We start from the raw sequence: 17,397 nt of genomic DNA on the forward strand, positions 1-17,397 counted from the left end.
ATTATTGTTGAAAAAATTCAGCGAATTCGTTCAATTCTTGAGGCTTAAATCCAACTGAACGTCTGATTTCTACTCCATCGCTGCTTAATAGGATGACAACAGGAACAGACATGATTCCGTAATTACTGGCTTGTTCTGGATCATCCCATACATTTATTTTTTCATATTTAATATTCTTATTGTCCAAGTACTCACTGACTTGAGTGCATGGAGCACAATTCGGTTGCTGGAATTTTAGTAGTTTCATTTGAGTCTCCTAAGATTAAAAGTTAAATACAAAATCAGCATCAGTCAATTTCTCTACCTTCAAGGTACGAATATAGCCGTTACCCTTTTTCGAGAAGAAGTCGTGTTGTTTGGTGCTTGTCTTAATACCATTCATTACAATTGGGTTAATATCTTCTTCTGGGAAATAAGGCTCAAATCCTAGATTCATAAATGCTTTATTTGCATTATAGCGACTGTACTTCTTGACTTCTTCTTGAAGTCCAATTGCAGAATACAGTTCATCAGTATAAAGATTCTCATTAGAATTCAATTGAAACAGTAAACGATCCAGTTGATCTTTTGCTTTCTCTTTGTCACGTTTACTTAGCGAACTATATTCCTCTTGAGCTAGTTGACCGATATACAGGCCATGGATGCTCTCATCTCGGAGGATCAGGTCAATAATTTCTCCGCTGGCTGTCATCTTACCCTGTCCAGCAAGATACAATGGGAAAAAGAAACCAGAATAAAAAAGATACGACTCAAGCAATACACTTGCTGCTAAGGCCATAAACAAATCTTTTTTAGTCTTAATATTTCTATAGTAATGCGAGATGATTTGAATTTTATTTTGTAGGTACTTATTAGATTCCACCCAAGCAAAAATCTCATCAATCTCTTCAGTTGTAGCCAGTGTTGTGAAAATACTACTATAACTTTTAGCGTGAATTTGCTCCATCATGCCCATAAATCCAAGTACAGCCTTACGTTGCAACCCTTCTACGTGATCGATAATCTTAGGCATACCAACTCCACCTTGAACAGTATCAAGCAAAGTCAGGCCACCAAGAACTCGCTTATAGACTTCTTGTTCAGATTTATTGAGGTCAATCCAAGACATCTTATCATCTGACAATGGGATTTCTTCATCAGTCCAAAATTGCATAATATTCTGATCCCAAAATGTTTTTGTAAAATCATCATCAGGTCGATTCCAGTTAACAGCTTTAAACAATGTTCTAGTCACTCCTATGAGTAAATGTATTTTATAAAGGGGGATTTCTCCCCCAATTTAATTAGATTGCACAAGAAGTACATTCTTCAGGGCTTAATCTGTTTGTTCGAGTGTAATATAAGGACTTCAAATTTTTCTTAGCTGCATAAACATAATAACGTGCCAATTCTCTAGTCGATACATCACTATTTACATAGAGAATGGTGCTTACACCTTGATCGATGTGCTCTTGAATTTCTGAGATGAGGTCGATCATTTTGAACATATCAATATTGTATGCCGATTTGTAGTAGAAGTAATTATCTCTGGATAGATAAGGCATCGGATAGTATGTTGTAGAATTGGCATATGTTCTTACTTCAATATGCTCAACAATCGGCATTACGCTAGAAGTTGCATTTTGAACATAACTAATTGATTGAGTCGGTGCAATTGCAAGGCGATATGCGTGATACAGACCATGCTGTGCAACATCTGCTTTCAACTTCGCCCAATCTTTCCTAGTTGGGAAAGGCATACCTGCGAATAATTTCTTAACCTTCTCCGTTTGTGGAGAATAATCATTCTTAAGATATTTGTCAAAGTATACGCCACTCGCATAATCGGATTTATCAAAGTCTTTAAATGATCCTTTTTCTTTGGCAATCATCATCGATTTCTCAATGGAATAGAAGTTCATTGCGCTGAAGAATGCTCTCACGAAATCAATTGCTTCTTTGCTTTCATATGCAATCTTATTCTTGGCTAAATATCCATGGAGATTCATTGCTCCAAGGCCAACACTGTGTAATTCCCTGTTCGCCTTCGCAGTAGTTGGCGAGTTTGCAATATCCGTATCATCTGATACTACTGTTAGCACATCCATTGCAGTATGTACAGATTCGCGCAAATTTTTACGTTCCATAACTGGAGCAATATTTAACGAGGCAAGATTGCAGTTAATGTCTCGATTGATGATATCAGGCTGCCCATAGTCCGTAATTGTAGAGACTTCTTGCAACATAAAAATTTCGGTACAGAGATTAGACATCTTCACAGTTCCAATTTTACCAAGAGCATGTTGTTTGTTTGCGTTTGTTTTGTTCATCAGATATGGATAGCCTGATTCAAGCTGAGTTGTAGCAATTTTGATTAGCATCTCTCTTGCGTCCATAACTTGCTTTTTTTGCACTTTTGGGTTTGCAACCAATTCATCGTACATTGTATCAATGTCCAAATCATCCAAGTGAATGCCATATTCTTTATAGACAGAATATGGAGCAAAGATAAAGTATGGCTTATTTTGTTCTGCCAGATCATAAAATTTTTGTGGAACAATGAGTCCGAGAGAAAGTGTTTTGAGTCGAATTTTCTCATCAGCATTAATCTTCTTGCTATCCAAAAACTCGATTACATCCCACCCGAAAATGTTGTAATAGCCTGCCCCTGAACCTTTTCTCTGCCCCATCTGATCCGCGTAGGAGAATGCATCTTCCATGAGTTTCAGTACAGGCATAATTCCTTTTGCTGCGCCCTCAACCCCTTTAATTGGTTCGCCTCTACCTCTGAGTTTAGAGACGTTCACGGCTACGCCGCCACCCGATTTCGAAAGCTGCATACATACACCTAGAACAAAGTTAATGGAATTGAGGCTATCATCCATGTCTAGAAGGAAACAACTTACCATTTCTCCTCGTCTACTGCGTCCTGCATTCAGATATGTAGGGGTAGCTGGTTGCACTCGTTGCTCCATGAAAGCTCGAACTAAAATCTCTGCCGCTTCCACATTTCCCTTACCAAAATATAAAGCCACCAGAGCATTGTGCTCACTATACGTTTCAAGATATTTTCTATCTAATTTGTCATTTGTCTTGAGGGCATAGTCGGAATAGAATTTAGACGCTGCCATATAAGACTCGAACTTAAAATTGTATGATTCGGCAATTTTATAAATTTTCTCAATTTGCTCATATGTATAGAAATCATAGAAATTGATGTAATAATCGTTATTGATAAGGTAATCAATTTTTTCTTTTAAATTACTGAAGTATACGGTGTTTTTCTGGACTACCTTAATAAATTCTTTTACGGCCTCCTTATCTTTTTCTAGATCAAAGAAACCATCTTTCTTAATGAGAATTTCATTGTTTAACTCAATGTGCCTCAAATTGTCGCAACCTTTCCATTAATGAATTTACATCGCTACTCAAGCCTGATAATTCAAACCTGAGTAGAATAGGTACATTGTATTTTTGTGATATAATGTCTGCTGCTCTTGCATAGGAATCACCCCAGTTACGGTTTCCACTACAAGCTACACCAAGCATATGTTGATGGTTATGTTCTAGAAAATCCAATGTACTCTGTGGGACTTTACCCATACCAGTTGTATATGTAATTAGCACAAATGGCTCATCAACAATTATGTCATTATGTATTTTTACTTTTTCTATTCCTTCTAGTTTATTAACAAAGCGCTCAACATTTCCTGTCCGACTATCCCAAACTACAATCAGTAAGCAGCACTCTCCCAGATGAATTAACTATTGTATTGCCTTACTACTCATTTCTAGCGATTGAAGCATTCGCCCAAAATACAGCCTGTTCCAATATAAGCAAATTCTTTGGCCTTATTGCGGATATTCTCATATGTTTGTGGTTGACCATCTTTAGTTGGATGATACTTAAAATTGTTTTCAATTTGTGAGTTCAATATTGTCACCTCCTTATTTTGCTCTACTCTTGCGTTTAGCCTCATTAACCTGAGCCTTATAAACAGCCTTATGCTGCACTCGTTCAGGTTTAGCCCCATTGTATACAGGTTCAAATGCCACACCATTTGCTTTTGCTTCTTCTCTACGTTGTTGACGAGGTGCGAGTCCAGCCAATTTGTTTGTGTTTTTCTTCATTTGATTTAATCTCCCTTGTATGTATAGTTTTGTTTTATTAGAATAAAGAACGGCTTGATAGGAATTAATTTAAGACCACTTTTGGATATAATGGATTGCATCCTTCAGAATAACAGCGTCATCGGTTACAAGGAACAGACTGCCATTTTCAACAAAACGTTGGGCGAAATCATCAAACGATTCATTACTTACTTCAGTCTCAATTTCTCTTTCATTTTTTAAAGTGACTAAAATTGTCATTTTCATTTCTCCTTTTTTATTCTTAATAAAATGTTAATTTGGTTTGGTTTAGTATTTTCCATACTTGCTCAATTGTTCTTGGATGATATTAAGCATTTTATATCCATCAAATTCTTTTGTTTTTACACCGTTAATTGTTACATTAATCACATTACCTGCGTCCTTATTTTCAACCTCTTCGATGCTCAAAACTTCTAAACTAGCACCAGTCGTGAAAATGTAATCATGCTTAAAAAATTTATCTAACGCATATTCAACTGCTCGTGACTCTGCATCAAGAGGAAGTCCATCTTCGTCAAAAAGCTCATAGTCACTTAAAGTTACAATAAAGTTAATCTCTCTCGATCCAGCAGCGAATGAATGTTTGAAAGTTACATTAAATAATTTCATTTTACATCTCCTTTTTCTAATGAAACGTGACTTTTATCGGATTTTTAGTTTCAAAAAACTCAGTATTTATAAGGAATTTTCGATTGCCTCTTTCAGTCTCTCATGGGATTTATAATCGAACTGTTTACCTTTTCTCTTATAAGATGACATTCTGATTAAAACTTCTTCTCGAAATGCTTTCTTTGCGTTTTCGCTGATCCCAATTTTCTCTTCGATTCTTCTCATTAACTTTTCATCTGGATCATAAAGAGCACCATCAACATCCACTTTCGTCCAATTGCAATAAGCTTCAATGTGAGTAAGATAGAGGAGAAACAATTCTTGAGCGGTATTATTGAAATAGAATTCTTGCAGGTAATCTTTGGCTACTTCAACAATCGCTAACTCTTTTTCAACTGCTTCAAGTTGTTCCTTAAGTTGTAATTGCTTATCCTTAAGTTGCAATTCTCTTTCGCTTAACCATTTGATAGTGTCCATTTAACTCCTCCTTTTATTAAAACACCAACACATAGAACATATATCCAAAGTACGCAGCCCATAGTAGTGAAAGAACAACTTGTAAAAATGTACGCTTTTTCGGCTTCAATAACTCTGCTTTATAGATAATCAACTCTTGCTCATTCATCTCGGATGTTTTCTTGCTCTTCTTCATTCTAAGAAAACAAATAATAACAATTGCTACTGCCAAGATTGAAGGATACTTATATGGATCAATTTCAATTGCCTTGATGATATATACAATCTGAGCAACAAACAGCGCCATTCCTGCAATTAACGAAAAACATCCGAACTTAACGAATTCTTTTGTATAAGCCTCGTCATTACCATCGCCTAAACGCTTAAGTTCCAGTTGTTTCATTTTTTGATTCAGGGATTGAAAAATCCCTTTATTGAAAAGAGTGAGTAGACTCGTTGTAATAAATACAAGCGTCCAAAATATCATTAGCGTTTACCCTTTCCACTTCTAGGGGTTGGCAATCCGCTGCTAAAGCGCTTCTGCATTGTGCTCTCTTTCTTCTCAACATTGCCCACTGGACGGATTCCTTGAAAAATGAGGTCTTGTTTTGCACATTGTTCTTGAGCTTGACGAAGTGCTGTTGGATAGAAATCGGATAGATTATCAATAACTACGGATTTTCCAGTTTGAGTTTGTGCGATAGCGTAAAGTTTTTGCATGATTTGTTTTGTCTCCCTTAAATTATATATAGTTTATATATGTTACTTATAAATACAATTACATCGTGAATTACACAATTGGTTAGCAAAGAAGTCGCGCTTACCATCCACCATTTCACATCTTGGTTTCCAATCAGTATGTTGTTCAATCTTAGCTACAGTATCAATTACCCATTCCTTTGTCCTCTCTAACTTTTCAATTTCAAATGGATAAGCAAACTCTTTTTGTCCTTTTTCTCTGGGGAAGATATAAACTAAATGATCAGGATATTTTCCATATTTCTCTTTAATGGGAATGCTGTAGAGATAAAGTTGCATTAAATTATGATCCAGTTTATCTCCCTCATACTTCTTAGCTGTCTTATAATCAGCAATTACAAATCCATATTTATCGTGATTAGCAACTAGATCAGGGAATCCCTTTACTTTAACATTTCCTACATCAAATATTTTTTCTTCTTCTGATTCTAACACTTTGTACTGAGAGAAGATTTGTTCATAACTTCCGTCATCGAAAAACCTATGTATTGATTCTTCATAAGATTTGCCCATTGCAGGGAATGGTGCTTTAAATTCGAAGTTCCTCATTCCTGTTGTGATCTCTTGTTTAATGTCCCATTCGAACAATTCATTCTTCATCAACTTCTCAATTGTTTCATGAAACAGAGTTCCGTAGAGGCCAAAATAGTTATTGATTCCTCGATCATGCTCTATGTATGTTTTATACCAATTCCAGTAGCATCCCTCTCCCATCTCAGCTAATGCAAACCCATTGATACGACTAAACGAATAAATTTTTTCATGCTGCTCTAATTGTTCTTCGCTCAATCAATCACCTCCTTGTATTAATTTACCTTGCTTGGTTAATATATCATCATTTCTTTAGAGCGGTCAATAGTTTTTCAATATTTATATTCATAATTTATTCTTCCATTTTGATTCTCATAACTACCATAATTATTATAAAAATACTCGGCAACAGCCTCCAACGCTTGCAATGTTACTGGAATTGTCGTTGCAGTTTCTCCATCACGCACACAGATAGCATTAAGCTCTTTCACATATTCAACCTTCACTGTACCCACTCCACTCTTTTCACATTGGGAATAGCCATGAGTAAACTTTCTACAGCTTTATTTGTTTTCAATCTAGTTTCACTCAACAACTTCTCGTCATGCATCACATCAGTCTTTGCATTAACTCGCATAAACTCATATATCCCCTGCTGATCCTCAAATGACAATTCACTTCTCAGCAGCCCCACATTTCTCTCTACGCTAATTTCGTTCATGGGAATATCCATGGATATTAACTTAACCTCTGGTTTATGTATGACAATCGTTGTACCGCTAATGCTTATGTTTTTGATGACATCTTCAACGTCATAGCCTAGTTTGAGATAGCATACAGCGGTGTAATGATACTCTCTGTGACCATAAAATTTGTTATCTATGTATTTGTATTCTTTTGTAACTGTAGCACTTAAGCCAACAATTTGACTTGAGGAGGACAATGATTTGATAACCATCGCCCTGTCTATGGTGAATTGTGGGAGATGCATTTCTGCTGGTTGTGGCGTTGGAGATTTATTATGCTCTCTCAATAACATAGCAATAAGAAGCAGGGACATTATGATAATTATTATCTTTTTCATATGTTACTTACCACAACCTACAGGTTTGCCATCCTTATCAAGTAAAGCAGTAATACCACTTGAATCTTTATTATCCTTCATTAAATACTTGCAGCCAGTTTCATGATCCGTAACAATGTAATAGTAGCCATCGATTAACGAATTCTGAACCTGTTCTCTAGTAAATCTTGATTGAACATCTTCTTTCGCTCGTGCATGACCACAGCTTGACAATAACAACATTAAACTCACAAACAATAACAGTTTATTTTGTATCTTTTTCACCTCAATTCAGAATAAAACCTTCATTTTAACGGAATAATGTCAGCTAAAAACGCTTGATTTTACTTGTTTTACTCTGTTTATTGTAAGGGTGTTAAGCGTCTTGAAGTCAATCTTGGGATTCTTAAACTTCTTCAAGATGTTCCAAGTCTCTTCTTTAATCAACTCTGAAAATACTCTTCCTAACAACATAGGAATGTACTTACTTTGCCAACCTTCATTCTCATTAACAATCTTAGCGTATTCTTTTTCAACAAACGCTTCAGTCACAAACTCATCTACAATTTGCTGTTCAACAATTTCTTTAAGTTGCACTTCTGGGCATCCCATTGTCTTATAATGCTTCTCCTTAAACTCACTTGTAACAATCTTCGCCCATGTTTGACGTTTGTATTTGTTGTAGAAGTCGTAGTTTTTGATTACGATTCCTTCACCATTTCCTTGACCATCTTTAATTAGAAAATTATTCTGTTCAAGAGTTTTGATGAAACTTTCATATGTTCCGTTTTTAAGTTTAACCAGTGGAGCAATATAATCTAATTCGAACTCTTCCAACATTGGCTTATAGATATCATAAGGAATGTACTCTACGTGCTCTTCATCTTTATCAATTGTTACGTCGAAGATATAGAACCTTCTCCATGCGTCTTCTCTGTAAGTTTTGATCGTATGAGGAACAAGAAATTCTCCATAAAGCCTATGTGTTGGATGTTTCTTAAGGTATGCTTCAATGTTCTTGTTTGTTAGAATATAAGCATAAAATCCAGCGTTATCCTTGTCTAAGCTCAACTCCCTATTTCTGCTTCCTGCTTTTACGTTACCTTCATCATCAAGCCAAACTGAAGCATTCGTACCATCCAGTTTAGGGAACACAAGACATTCGCCAAGTTCAATTCCATCAACTTCATCTGTAGAATATCGTTCCAAATGCTGATATTTTCTAAACTCCATATGACACTCTCTTTTCTATGTATTCTTATTTTTTACGCATAATGCATTATGTTTGATTGATCAATAGTTCCCAGTAGCCCAAAAACGACTTCTAATTCACCTTCATCCATACCTAAGACGTTAGCTCCTTCACTACACAAACCAATCCATTTAATTATAAATTCAATAAATGTTTTTGCATATGTTGCTTCTAAATTAATTGAACAAGATTCGCTCTCTCCGTTTAGTACTCCTGATTCTTCGATCCCATTATAAAACAAATGCAATACAGGGTACTCATGAGTCTGTATATCTAAATCAGACCAGTGATCAAACGCCATTGCAAAACTCTTTTCTAGTGCTCCGTATAGCGACCTTGCTTTTTTCGCTTCGAATGAAACTGGAAGATAAATCCTTTCGATTGTTTCAGTGGTTTTGATTAATTGATAATCCAGTTTGATCAACTCCTCTCGGCTTGTACAAGTACTTTACCATCTTTTACATTTTACGGTCAATAGTTTTATACTAAATTTATCTTAATAATTTCCATTGTGATTCTATAAAAAATCGACTTAAACCGACAATCTCACCATTGTCCCATAGGACATCTCCATACTCGTCCTTTTTGATGATGTAGTTGTGGTATATCCCGTTGACTCCAATGGCTCTCTGGCCTCGTCTGAGCGTTCTGGCTGTGTCTAAGCCGGATAGTAATGGTTCTATAGGTATCACCTCATTCTTCTCGCCTTGAAGCTTTTTGAACAGTTCTCTAAACTCATGCAAGGCGCGTTCGTCTTGAAAAATAACTTCCTTGTTTTCATGTAATAACTTCTCAATTTCCTTGATTCTGGACTCTTTTTCTTTATCCATCCCATGTTCACCCCATATTCATTGAATTACTTCAAAATTAACCATCCGAACGCTGTTCCAAGCGCAAAAGCAATTACAGCAGTTATGCCGATATTCGTTAAAATTCGTTCCCGATTCAAATGTTCACCGCCTGTTCATTTTGATCTTTGGGGTTCAAAATTTCGCGCATCCAAATGCCCATCAAAGTCGTACTGCATACAACTGTCACAAGGTTTTTCATCCGAAACTATATCGGAATGTTTGCAGTCATTACAAATAGACTCACTCATACCCAAGTACACCCTCTTCATTTTGATGTCTTATTCTTTTTATCTGACTTTTGGCAGTTGTTACTACACCAAAGGAACCTTGACCAATTACCGTATCCTTACGCCACCATACCCAACCTTGAAGAATACCAAGACCGAAGGCTGTAATCAATCCTAGATTGATGAATATAATTTCAGCCATTGCCATGAACACCACCTTTCCTCATGAAACGATAGTTTCGTTACACTAATTGAAACTATCCCTTAACTGTTTAACCCATAAGTTGCGCTCATTTGTGCGCTCTACTTCTTTTTCCCACTCTTTAGAATGATATTCGATATCTCTCAGGCAACGTTCAATATTGCTATTCAACCATTCTTGAGCAGTTTGTTTCTTAACACTCTCAGGGTTGTAGTACCCCTCCATGTTGTCACAGTCCCATTTAATACTTTCTTTTAATTGGTCAATACAGAATTGTTTAAGCTTGCCATGATCAGATGTTGGTGCTTGCCAAGCATAAACATCTACCAGCATTTTTGTATATCTATTTTTCGTTTCAAGCTTTTCTTGAGCATACTTCTTTTTTCTTTTCAGTTCAGACTGATACTCACCTTCTGTTTGTGCTTCGATCTCATCATTACTCATACACTGCAATTCCTTTAACCGCTCCCTTGCTTTTTCTATTGCATTCTTACTATATGTACTTGGTTCAAACTCTGGGATTGGTGTGCCTAATGGCTCATCTCTCATCATAATTGTAGCACCAAAAGCACGAGCACATTGCATAATATAATCTTTTACATCTGTAATTTTACCTTCGCTTACATCATGAGTATAACCTGTTGGCATATCCTGAACATCTCCTTTAATTTTTTTAGAATGAAACTGTTAGTTTATTTGCTTTTTATACTTTATATAATCAATGATTGTCGCCACTCCAAACATTAATGAACCCAAAAACCAGAACCAAGATGTAAATGTATTGGGCACAATATATCCATACAATCCTGCAAAAAGTGCCCCTATAGTACAGACGCATCCAAAGATCACTGCTACCAAGCTCATATTCATATTGATCCAATCCCTTTCTTACATTAAATGCAGAATACATTCAAACGGTATCGCCGTAAAGATGATTCCAAGAATAAACCAAAGTAAATGTCCATGTGTCATCTTCCACTTGCGTCCATTTCCATATATCACGTTAACTGTTGCAAATAACATTGAAACGATCATCCAAATATAGAATATAATAGTCCACATTTTATGTATTCAACTCCTTCGAAATCGCTATTTTATTTGGATTAATTATACGATGCTTCTGGTTCTTTATCAGGTATCACTTCATCAGAACTTCCATCTTCATCAATAATTAACTTTGTATAGTTTTGGGTTAATTTCATAAGATAAATTTCAAAATCGTTTAAATGTCTCAATGATTTTAAAGTGTGTTCCTGATCAAATCCAATATCCCATCCTTCTTTCTTATCCTTTTTCCATCGAGACAAACGAATGGTAAAATTCATTTCCTCATCATGCTCACATTCAAAATTTAGTACTGCATATTCGAACGAACTCCAACTTTTATCCTCGTTATAGTCAATATTATAGCTAACTTCTACAGGTTCATAACTTACACCTTCATCATAATTTATCTCTAAATCATCCGTTTTTACATTCTCCGCTACATATTTCATCCACTTCTCATAAAGTTCCGATACTTTAATTGTCTTGAGTTCATCTTGTGGCTCAATTAAAGACTTGAAATTGCCAAGAATTTTCTTGTTTTCTAAAGAAGAGTTCTTCAAGACTTCAACTAAGACATTATCCAATTTCACAATATAATCAGAGTAATCATAGTTTTCGAGATAAGGAATCATAACAGACTTAACTTGTTTTTCAATAATCTTAGTTACGTCTCCATATGAACCAAACATACTGTCTAGTGCATTTTTAATTCCCTTTTCAAGTTGTTCTGAGATTAATGTCTCCACTACTCCATCTGCAAGTTTAGCTGCAATTACGTCTTTAATACTATTTTCTAATGTCATATGTATTTATCTCCCTTTTAATTTTCCTAATAAAAATCGTGTTTCATTTCCATTCTTCTAAATAAACATCATCATCAATTTCAGTTATAACAATATTTTCAGTAAAACCTAATTCATTCTGAATCCATACTCTTGATTCTGGATTGATGTTTTTTAAATATTCAATTAGTTCCCCAACATTCATTTTCTATCTCCCTAGACAATCGTTGTTTTATGCCGATTTATTTTTTAATTCTTTTAGGTACATTTCTTGATATTCAATTTCGGAAATGGTCTCTACTAACCCCTCGCTGCGTTCCTGCAAGTTAAAACTCGCCTGATAATAAATATCGTTTTCGCTTGTCACAAAACTCGAAAGTTCTTCTCCTTGAAATCGCATAACTCCATAGATAAAGTTTATTTCGCCAAGTTGTCTAAAATCAGATAATCCTTCATCGGTAACAATCTGTCTGTATTGCTCAAGCGTCTCTTTTGCTCTTTTAGTATTGTTTTTCAATTTACCGTTCTTACCAAATAACTTTTTATTTTCGTCTTTAGTGAGATCATTGAATTCCACCCAAAGTTCATCAGGCACAAGTGCCATTTTGTCAATCTTTTCATTTAGCATCGCACTCACTCTTACGAATACGTTGTGCCACAATGGTTTCTGTTTAAAATGTTTCTTAACCGCTTTATCATAGTCTGTCCCACGTGTAATTTTAAAACACTGATTCATCTATACCTCTCTCCTCTTACCATGTTCTGAAGTGCATTCTATCCTCATCTAGAAAATCTACAAAGTCACTTACTCCGTTTTTTAGAAATCCAACTTCAAAAATATCAACTAATTTTTCACTTGCTTTACCTAAGATGTTAATTTGACCCTCATTCGAAGCCAAAGTAAAATGATCTTCTTTTTGAATCAATTCATAATCCAAATCCTTAGTCCATGTGTGAGGGAATAACTCTAGGTTATCCTTTGCGTAAACTCTGTATTTTTGCATATGTACTGCCTCCTTGTATAATTTCATCTTCTATGTATTTTACGTTGCAAAATCATCTTAACCACATTCACACCTAGTAGAGATATTAGTACGTATAGGGCTGGAGGAGATATTTTGATTAGTGTGTATAAATACGGATGTTGACTAGCCCATTGCCACATTAACCATTCAGTAACATGGCTGTTTGATCCACTACCACTTAACCAATTATTGAACATTTAACGCCTCCTTTAATCTTCGTCAAACTCATTATTAAGATTTGCCAATCCATAATATAGATGATATTTCGCACACGACAAGTCTAATGCTGGATTATGTCCAGCTTCTATTACTCGCTTTACAATTTCATATGCCTGCTCAATTAAGCCTGCTGCTTCTCTCTCTGTCACTGTCTCACTCCTTGATAATTGGAAGTCGATGAGATAATTTTTCCTTAGCCCCATGCAACTGATTCCATTCTTTTTTGTCATAATCCCATCTATGTATTGATTTTGGAACTTTATCAAAGCTCACTTGAACTTCAGCATATAAGTCCCATGAAGTCCAATTATCAGGAGCAGGAACAGTAATGATTGCATGAGATTCATCTTCCGTTACATAGCAATAATAATCTACATAAAATTCTCTCTTATCTTTTTTATGGCTTTCTTCTTCGGTTGTAATTTTTATATCTCTTGGGTTCTTCAAATGACGGTTTAGCATTGTTATTCACCTCTTGAAATTAGTCTTTTATTCCTTTACAAATTGGACACGAAATTTAGTTCTATCACTGGCGCATTCGCCTACTACTTTAAAGTAGTATATATCTTCTTCATCACCAATTTTAAATCCAAACTTATCAAAATTGCTTGACTTTGATACTCTGAAGATTTTTCCTACATTAGATTTATCCTGTATAACTTCGCAAAGAATCCGCATATTTCACCCCACCAATTCATCAATTCGACTATATGCTGCTTCGATCATGTCCTCGATTCTCTCTGCTTCCAATCTCCACTGTGCAATTTGTTCTCTCAACTCTTGAATCTGCCGTTCGTTTTTCATATGTATAACACCTCATATTATGTATTTTAGTTTTATACCAGTACCTTATTACGCTTGCACCAAGCTTCGTAATATTTCTTCCAATGCAACTCCTTAAGCTCCTCGCTCACCTGATAAATCTTAGCCTCAGTATCCTTGTACATATCCACTACTTCGCCATTCCTGTAAACAAAGTTGAGATGATAATATCTCTTAGTAAGAGTGCCATCTTCTGCTCTGGCAATAACCGTTCCCAATTCTACGCAGCGAGTGACTTTATACTCAATCTCTTCATCGCTTTCACACTTTGATGAGCTTAGTGGACAAATTTGCTGATACTTTTCGATTACCTGCTTTGAAATTTTCAGATTAACCAGTTCCCTTCCTTGTCGCTAAATTTCTCTTTTAATTTTTTCAACTCATCAATTCTTGCCCAAACCTGTGAATTTTGAAATGCGTCCTCATTCCTGATGCTTGTTAATCTAAGTTGTTTTAATTGATCCATTCTTTTATCAACATATTCGGTAACTGACATTGGCGTATTCCCCTTGTTTTGGTTTCGTGGCTGTACTGGCCTGTTGTGTTTGTTTTCGTTCTTCAACTGGTAAAGAGTAATATTTTATGATATCGTCTATGTTGTTAAGCTTCATCTATTTCATCCAATCCATATCCATTTTATATGTATTATTTATGTATTTATCTATAGTAATCTTCGCCTAAACGTTCCTTTTCCTTTTTACTTGATTCCGATAGAAACGATATTGTGATGCCAGCCATGAAGAGCCAAATTAGAACGATGATTGTCATGAGGATCATCGTTCACTTCCTTCCATGACTTCCTCAAATTCGCCTTTAATCCAATCCATGATCTCATCTCTGCTTTGTTGCTTGGATTGAGATGCTGCCGACATGCTTCCTGTGCTGATATCATCAATCAATTCCAAAAATAAATTCAACGGATAGTTTTTGTACATTTCATAAATATCCAAAGTGATTCGATAAACTTGGATAGGCGAAAGTAAATCCCCCCAATAAATATCATACGTGACTGCATCGATTTCATTGAAATGTTTGACAGAGATAGACGTTTGAACATTTACTTTCCCACTCTCATTGTCATTCATTAAAGTATCTTCTGTGATAAGCACATTATTTTTTAGCATATCATCGTTGTAGTAGTACACTCTCTCGTATTCGTCTGAATGTTTAACTTTTAAACCTTTGTGATTAAGTAGAAGTTCCATTTTTAATTCTCCTTTTTTAATTTGTTATGTATAAAAAATGAAAAGTGCTATACTTCATGTCTGTGATGTAAGTATAGCACTTAGATGGTAAATTTGTCCACTATTTTTTTAATTGTTTTTGCGTTTTTTACGTGTATTTATAAATGTCATTCTCCAGCAAGTCCATAAAGATGCGATATCCATTATCAGTAGGAGATTGTTTATCTTTGAATCGATCAATATCTGGGATTCCATCGGGATTATCCAAGAGATAGTATACGTTTCTGTTCTTGATCTGCTTGATTTGCTTCTCAATAAAGTCCTTTGATTTACCTTTGTCCCACGCGAAGATTAAGTCAATGTCAAGGCCAATACCTTTAAGCAGCATAGCTTGAACAGGACTAAGACGGTCTCCTTCGATACTTACTGCGTTCTTAATGCCCCATTCCCAAAGAAACATTGTAGTCTTGGCTCCTTCTACAATGAAAACCTGTTTTTTCTCTTTAATATATGGCAATGCACGAAAAAGGTTAAACAGTTCTATGCTCTTGCTACAGGGGATGACATATATATACTTCTGTCCAAACTCATCAATAACACGAGTGTCTAATCCGTAATATCGACCTTTTGCGCCAATAAGTTGACCATATTGATTGTGGACAGGGATTATAACTCTTTCAGTTTGCAAGTCATAACAAATACCAAATTCTTGTTGCGTTCTGATGGATAATCCTTCATGTACCCATCCAAGCCAAGGATAATGAACAAATTGATTTAAGACAATTGGATCAAGAACATGATTTTCAGTTATCTCTATTTCACGTTTACGCTGCTTCTGAATATCACGGAGCCACCAATTCCAATCTGTTTTAGGAACAGGCTTATCCGCGAAATCATTGCCTATGTTTTCATAACCTAAAGTGTTGCATATGTATGTTTTAATCTGGTATAGATGTTCTCTAACATGATCAAAAGTTTGACAATCATAAAGAATATATCCAACAATTGAATAGATATCCCCTTCGATTCCACGGTTAACTATGTATGAGTTTAAATTAGGGTTAATATAGATTTGAACGCTTCGGCTATTTTGAGAGTCAGGCAATCTGGCAGTTACTAAATCATCACCAGAACGCCCTTCTTTGCGTTTTACGTTGTCGCATCCTAATTCCTCAAGTAATTGCTCAACATTGCCATCTTCTTGCGATATGCGCTCTTTTAGTTGTTTGAGACTGTCTGACATGCCACCTCCTCCCATTGAGGATTTATGCTAATAACAATAATTTATAGGCCATTGTTTCTCTTGCCATTTTACCTAACTCAGAATTTTTTACTACATTAATTAATTTTTCTGTATCTGCAATATCAAATTTTAAACCAGAATAAATTCCTTCTTCTTTTTTTCTCCATTTTATTTTAGCATTTATATTAAATTTATTTTTAAACATCTGTATGGCGTATTCAATCTCGTCTCTGTTTAACCATTTCATGGCGAACTGTATATGACCGTTACCCTTACGGTAATTTTTAATTTCAAGCGATCCATCATCTAGATACCACACTGTCAAACTGTTTGGGTTGAGATTGTTTAGTAATTCATAAGTATTCATATCGTTATACCTATTTAAATTACGAATGTATCTAGTGTAAAAATAAAATTGATTTTGTCTGTTGTATCCATCGCTTTCATTAAGTCTATATGAGAATTTTAATTCATTAATGGGACATAAATTTCTCATAACATCAAACTTGGCTTGACAATACTCCTTTTGTGATTCTTGATGAAAAACTGTAAGAATACTGCTCTCACCTTTTCTTGTCAAAGCACCATCGCCAAGCACACTGCCAATTATTACATCATGTTGTAATTCACTAATTAAAAATTGTTCATGATGTTTTTCTTTTTGCATCTCATAAGTAATATTAAATTTTTGCAATCTCCTTCTAATTACGGTATGAGTAGTATTATATATTTCAGCGATTTCTTCTGGTGATTTTTGTTCTTCTATGTATAAGTTATACAGGCATTCTCTTGTGTATTTATTTTTTTCTGGATCGTTCCTATCTCTGTCTTCCCAAGTTATACCGTATTTCCGCAAATTAACATTTACTGTTACTGTTGTACATCCATAAATATCAGCTATTTCCTTGGTAGTTTTGAGTTGATTTACAAACAAATCATATAATTCTTCTTTGTCGAATTTAAATTTAATTACACTCGCCATTTATTACCTTCT

General features: G+C 35.2%; 31 protein-coding genes. All 31 read right to left on the bottom strand.

What is annotated here, in order from left to right; all coding sequences use genetic code 11:
- Position 1 precedes the first annotated feature (1 nt).
- The 31 genes from FPZ49_RS10665 to FPZ49_RS10780 all read right to left on the bottom strand — a co-directional run bounded on the left by FPZ49_RS10665 (position 2) and on the right by FPZ49_RS10780 (position 17,385).
- Positions 2-247: a glutaredoxin family protein gene (locus tag FPZ49_RS10665; RefSeq protein WP_144846343.1), complete on the bottom strand. Its 246-nt coding sequence runs from the start codon at positions 245-247 to the stop codon at positions 2-4.
- 15 nt (positions 248-262) lie between these two features.
- Entirely contained in the window at positions 263-1,222 is a 960-nt protein-coding gene (nrdF, locus tag FPZ49_RS10670; RefSeq protein ID WP_144846345.1) for a class 1b ribonucleoside-diphosphate reductase subunit beta, read from the bottom strand.
- A 61-nt stretch (positions 1,223-1,283) separates the two neighbouring features.
- Positions 1,284-3,368, bottom strand: coding sequence for a class 1b ribonucleoside-diphosphate reductase subunit alpha (gene nrdE, locus FPZ49_RS10675; RefSeq protein WP_144846347.1), 2,085 nt, complete (start codon positions 3,366-3,368; stop codon positions 1,284-1,286).
- Complete coding sequence (gene nrdI, locus FPZ49_RS10680; RefSeq protein WP_144846664.1) at positions 3,355-3,717, bottom strand: class Ib ribonucleoside-diphosphate reductase assembly flavoprotein NrdI; 363 nt, start codon at positions 3,715-3,717, stop codon at positions 3,355-3,357. Before nrdI ends, nrdE begins: the two co-directional genes overlap by 14 nt.
- 53 nt (positions 3,718-3,770) lie before the next feature.
- Complete coding sequence (locus FPZ49_RS35510; protein WP_186445775.1) at positions 3,771-3,914, bottom strand: hypothetical protein; 144 nt, start codon at positions 3,912-3,914, stop codon at positions 3,771-3,773.
- 13 nt (positions 3,915-3,927) lie between these two features.
- Entirely contained in the window at positions 3,928-4,110 is a 183-nt protein-coding gene (locus FPZ49_RS10685; protein ID WP_144846349.1) for a hypothetical protein, read from the bottom strand.
- Between the two features lie 69 nt (positions 4,111-4,179).
- Positions 4,180-4,350 (bottom strand): hypothetical protein, encoded by a 171-nt coding sequence (locus FPZ49_RS35515; RefSeq protein ID WP_186445730.1) that lies wholly within the window; start codon positions 4,348-4,350, stop codon positions 4,180-4,182.
- A gap of 48 nt (positions 4,351-4,398) precedes the next feature.
- Positions 4,399-4,740, bottom strand: a complete 342-nt coding sequence (locus FPZ49_RS10690) for a hypothetical protein (RefSeq protein WP_144846351.1) — start codon at positions 4,738-4,740, stop codon at positions 4,399-4,401.
- A 66-nt stretch (positions 4,741-4,806) separates the two neighbouring features.
- On the bottom strand, positions 4,807-5,217 hold the full coding sequence (locus FPZ49_RS10695; RefSeq protein WP_144846353.1) for a hypothetical protein: 411 nt from the start codon (positions 5,215-5,217) through the stop codon (positions 4,807-4,809).
- A 16-nt stretch (positions 5,218-5,233) separates the two neighbouring features.
- A complete protein-coding gene (locus FPZ49_RS10700) occupies positions 5,234-5,683 on the bottom strand; it encodes a hypothetical protein (protein WP_144846355.1) in 450 nt (149 codons plus the stop codon).
- Positions 5,683-5,916: a hypothetical protein gene (locus FPZ49_RS10705; RefSeq protein ID WP_144846357.1), complete on the bottom strand. Its 234-nt coding sequence runs from the start codon at positions 5,914-5,916 to the stop codon at positions 5,683-5,685. Before FPZ49_RS10705 ends, FPZ49_RS10700 begins: the two co-directional genes overlap by 1 nt.
- A gap of 42 nt (positions 5,917-5,958) precedes the next feature.
- On the bottom strand, positions 5,959-6,744 hold the full coding sequence (locus FPZ49_RS10710; protein WP_261381357.1) for a PD-(D/E)XK nuclease family protein: 786 nt from the start codon (positions 6,742-6,744) through the stop codon (positions 5,959-5,961).
- Positions 6,745-6,818: 74 nt separating this feature from the next.
- Positions 6,819-6,992 (bottom strand): hypothetical protein, encoded by a 174-nt coding sequence (locus FPZ49_RS35520; protein ID WP_222429897.1) that lies wholly within the window; start codon positions 6,990-6,992, stop codon positions 6,819-6,821.
- On the bottom strand, positions 6,989-7,570 hold the full coding sequence (locus FPZ49_RS10715) for a DUF4230 domain-containing protein (protein WP_144846359.1): 582 nt from the start codon (positions 7,568-7,570) through the stop codon (positions 6,989-6,991). The genes FPZ49_RS35520 and FPZ49_RS10715 overlap by 4 nt, the downstream gene beginning before the upstream one ends.
- A gap of 3 nt (positions 7,571-7,573) precedes the next feature.
- A complete protein-coding gene (locus FPZ49_RS10720) occupies positions 7,574-7,834 on the bottom strand; it encodes a DUF6440 family protein (RefSeq protein WP_144846361.1) in 261 nt (86 codons plus the stop codon).
- Between the two features lie 39 nt (positions 7,835-7,873).
- Positions 7,874-8,782, bottom strand: coding sequence for an RNA ligase family protein (locus FPZ49_RS10725; RefSeq protein WP_144846363.1), 909 nt, complete (start codon positions 8,780-8,782; stop codon positions 7,874-7,876).
- Between the two features lie 32 nt (positions 8,783-8,814).
- Complete coding sequence (locus FPZ49_RS10730; protein ID WP_144846365.1) at positions 8,815-9,225, bottom strand: hypothetical protein; 411 nt, start codon at positions 9,223-9,225, stop codon at positions 8,815-8,817.
- Positions 9,226-9,292: 67 nt separating this feature from the next.
- Entirely contained in the window at positions 9,293-9,631 is a 339-nt protein-coding gene (locus FPZ49_RS10735) for a hypothetical protein (RefSeq protein ID WP_144846367.1), read from the bottom strand.
- A 261-nt stretch (positions 9,632-9,892) separates the two neighbouring features.
- Complete coding sequence (locus FPZ49_RS10740; RefSeq protein ID WP_144846369.1) at positions 9,893-10,087, bottom strand: hypothetical protein; 195 nt, start codon at positions 10,085-10,087, stop codon at positions 9,893-9,895.
- A 39-nt stretch (positions 10,088-10,126) separates the two neighbouring features.
- Entirely contained in the window at positions 10,127-10,729 is a 603-nt protein-coding gene (locus FPZ49_RS10745) for a hypothetical protein (RefSeq protein ID WP_144846371.1), read from the bottom strand.
- 455 nt (positions 10,730-11,184) lie between these two features.
- On the bottom strand, positions 11,185-11,931 hold the full coding sequence (locus FPZ49_RS10750) for a hypothetical protein (protein WP_144846373.1): 747 nt from the start codon (positions 11,929-11,931) through the stop codon (positions 11,185-11,187).
- A 43-nt stretch (positions 11,932-11,974) separates the two neighbouring features.
- Positions 11,975-12,115, bottom strand: a complete 141-nt coding sequence (locus tag FPZ49_RS35525) for a hypothetical protein (protein WP_186445733.1) — start codon at positions 12,113-12,115, stop codon at positions 11,975-11,977.
- A 27-nt stretch (positions 12,116-12,142) separates the two neighbouring features.
- Entirely contained in the window at positions 12,143-12,646 is a 504-nt protein-coding gene (locus FPZ49_RS10755) for a hypothetical protein (protein ID WP_144846375.1), read from the bottom strand.
- Between the two features lie 16 nt (positions 12,647-12,662).
- The gene (locus tag FPZ49_RS10760) at positions 12,663-12,914 is read right to left on the bottom strand and encodes a hypothetical protein (RefSeq protein ID WP_144846377.1); all 252 of its coding nucleotides are present in this window, start codon (positions 12,912-12,914) and stop codon (positions 12,663-12,665) included.
- A 230-nt stretch (positions 12,915-13,144) separates the two neighbouring features.
- Entirely contained in the window at positions 13,145-13,303 is a 159-nt protein-coding gene (locus tag FPZ49_RS35530) for a hypothetical protein (protein ID WP_186445734.1), read from the bottom strand.
- Between the two features lie 4 nt (positions 13,304-13,307).
- Positions 13,308-13,616, bottom strand: a complete 309-nt coding sequence (locus tag FPZ49_RS10765) for a hypothetical protein (RefSeq protein ID WP_144846379.1) — start codon at positions 13,614-13,616, stop codon at positions 13,308-13,310.
- Positions 13,617-13,835: 219 nt separating this feature from the next.
- Positions 13,836-13,958 carry a hypothetical protein gene (locus FPZ49_RS36725; protein ID WP_261381358.1) on the bottom strand — a complete coding sequence of 41 codons (123 nt, stop codon included), beginning with the start codon at positions 13,956-13,958 and terminating at the stop codon, positions 13,836-13,838.
- Between the two features lie 343 nt (positions 13,959-14,301).
- Positions 14,302-14,472, bottom strand: coding sequence for a hypothetical protein (locus FPZ49_RS35540; RefSeq protein ID WP_186445736.1), 171 nt, complete (start codon positions 14,470-14,472; stop codon positions 14,302-14,304).
- Between the two features lie 277 nt (positions 14,473-14,749).
- Positions 14,750-15,181 carry a hypothetical protein gene (locus FPZ49_RS10770; RefSeq protein WP_144846381.1) on the bottom strand — a complete coding sequence of 144 codons (432 nt, stop codon included), beginning with the start codon at positions 15,179-15,181 and terminating at the stop codon, positions 14,750-14,752.
- 127 nt (positions 15,182-15,308) lie between these two features.
- Positions 15,309-16,403 carry a DNA primase gene (locus FPZ49_RS10775; protein WP_144846383.1) on the bottom strand — a complete coding sequence of 365 codons (1,095 nt, stop codon included), beginning with the start codon at positions 16,401-16,403 and terminating at the stop codon, positions 15,309-15,311.
- Positions 16,404-16,425: 22 nt separating this feature from the next.
- Positions 16,426-17,385 carry a hypothetical protein gene (locus FPZ49_RS10780; protein WP_144846385.1) on the bottom strand — a complete coding sequence of 320 codons (960 nt, stop codon included), beginning with the start codon at positions 17,383-17,385 and terminating at the stop codon, positions 16,426-16,428.
- Positions 17,386-17,397 lie beyond the last annotated feature (12 nt).

Source organism: Paenibacillus cremeus (assembly GCF_007786445.1).
Lineage (GTDB): Bacteria > Bacillota > Bacilli > Paenibacillales > NBRC-103111 > Paenibacillus_G > Paenibacillus_G cremeus.

What these genes read in the sequence shown, in the direction of transcription:
- FPZ49_RS10760 (WP_144846377.1), bottom strand. Translation starts at nt 12,914, where the DNA reads ATGCAAAAATACAGAGTTTACGCAAAGGATAACCTAGAGTTATTCCCT.
- FPZ49_RS10765 (WP_144846379.1), bottom strand. Translation starts at nt 13,616, where the DNA reads ATGCTAAACCGTCATTTGAAGAACCCAAGAGATATAAAAATTACAACC.
- FPZ49_RS10685 (WP_144846349.1), bottom strand. Translation starts at nt 4,110, where the DNA reads ATGAAGAAAAACACAAACAAATTGGCTGGACTCGCACCTCGTCAACAA.
- FPZ49_RS10750 (WP_144846373.1), bottom strand. Translation starts at nt 11,931, where the DNA reads ATGACATTAGAAAATAGTATTAAAGACGTAATTGCAGCTAAACTTGCA.
- FPZ49_RS10755 (WP_144846375.1), bottom strand. Translation starts at nt 12,646, where the DNA reads ATGAATCAGTGTTTTAAAATTACACGTGGGACAGACTATGATAAAGCG.
- FPZ49_RS10695 (WP_144846353.1), bottom strand. Translation starts at nt 5,217, where the DNA reads ATGGACACTATCAAATGGTTAAGCGAAAGAGAATTGCAACTTAAGGAT.
- FPZ49_RS10780 (WP_144846385.1), bottom strand. Translation starts at nt 17,385, where the DNA reads ATGGCGAGTGTAATTAAATTTAAATTCGACAAAGAAGAATTATATGAT.
- FPZ49_RS10665 (WP_144846343.1), bottom strand. Translation starts at nt 247, where the DNA reads ATGAAACTACTAAAATTCCAGCAACCGAATTGTGCTCCATGCACTCAA.
- FPZ49_RS10705 (WP_144846357.1), bottom strand. Translation starts at nt 5,916, where the DNA reads ATGCAAAAACTTTACGCTATCGCACAAACTCAAACTGGAAAATCCGTA.
- FPZ49_RS35540 (WP_186445736.1), bottom strand. Translation starts at nt 14,472, where the DNA reads ATGTCAGTTACCGAATATGTTGATAAAAGAATGGATCAATTAAAACAA.
- FPZ49_RS10745 (WP_144846371.1), bottom strand. Translation starts at nt 10,729, where the DNA reads ATGCCAACAGGTTATACTCATGATGTAAGCGAAGGTAAAATTACAGAT.
- FPZ49_RS10775 (WP_144846383.1), bottom strand. Translation starts at nt 16,403, where the DNA reads ATGTCAGACAGTCTCAAACAACTAAAAGAGCGCATATCGCAAGAAGAT.
- FPZ49_RS36725 (WP_261381358.1), bottom strand. Translation starts at nt 13,958, where the DNA reads ATGAAAAACGAACGGCAGATTCAAGAGTTGAGAGAACAAATTGCACAG.
- FPZ49_RS10740 (WP_144846369.1), bottom strand. Translation starts at nt 10,087, where the DNA reads ATGGCAATGGCTGAAATTATATTCATCAATCTAGGATTGATTACAGCC.
- FPZ49_RS10735 (WP_144846367.1), bottom strand. Translation starts at nt 9,631, where the DNA reads ATGGATAAAGAAAAAGAGTCCAGAATCAAGGAAATTGAGAAGTTATTA.
- FPZ49_RS35525 (WP_186445733.1), bottom strand. Translation starts at nt 12,115, where the DNA reads ATGAATGTTGGGGAACTAATTGAATATTTAAAAAACATCAATCCAGAA.
- FPZ49_RS10715 (WP_144846359.1), bottom strand. Translation starts at nt 7,570, where the DNA reads ATGAAAAAGATAATAATTATCATAATGTCCCTGCTTCTTATTGCTATG.
- FPZ49_RS35515 (WP_186445730.1), bottom strand. Translation starts at nt 4,350, where the DNA reads ATGACAATTTTAGTCACTTTAAAAAATGAAAGAGAAATTGAGACTGAA.
- FPZ49_RS10770 (WP_144846381.1), bottom strand. Translation starts at nt 15,181, where the DNA reads ATGGAACTTCTACTTAATCACAAAGGTTTAAAAGTTAAACATTCAGAC.
- FPZ49_RS10700 (WP_144846355.1), bottom strand. Translation starts at nt 5,683, where the DNA reads ATGATATTTTGGACGCTTGTATTTATTACAACGAGTCTACTCACTCTT.
- FPZ49_RS10690 (WP_144846351.1), bottom strand. Translation starts at nt 4,740, where the DNA reads ATGAAATTATTTAATGTAACTTTCAAACATTCATTCGCTGCTGGATCG.
- FPZ49_RS10725 (WP_144846363.1), bottom strand. Translation starts at nt 8,782, where the DNA reads ATGGAGTTTAGAAAATATCAGCATTTGGAACGATATTCTACAGATGAA.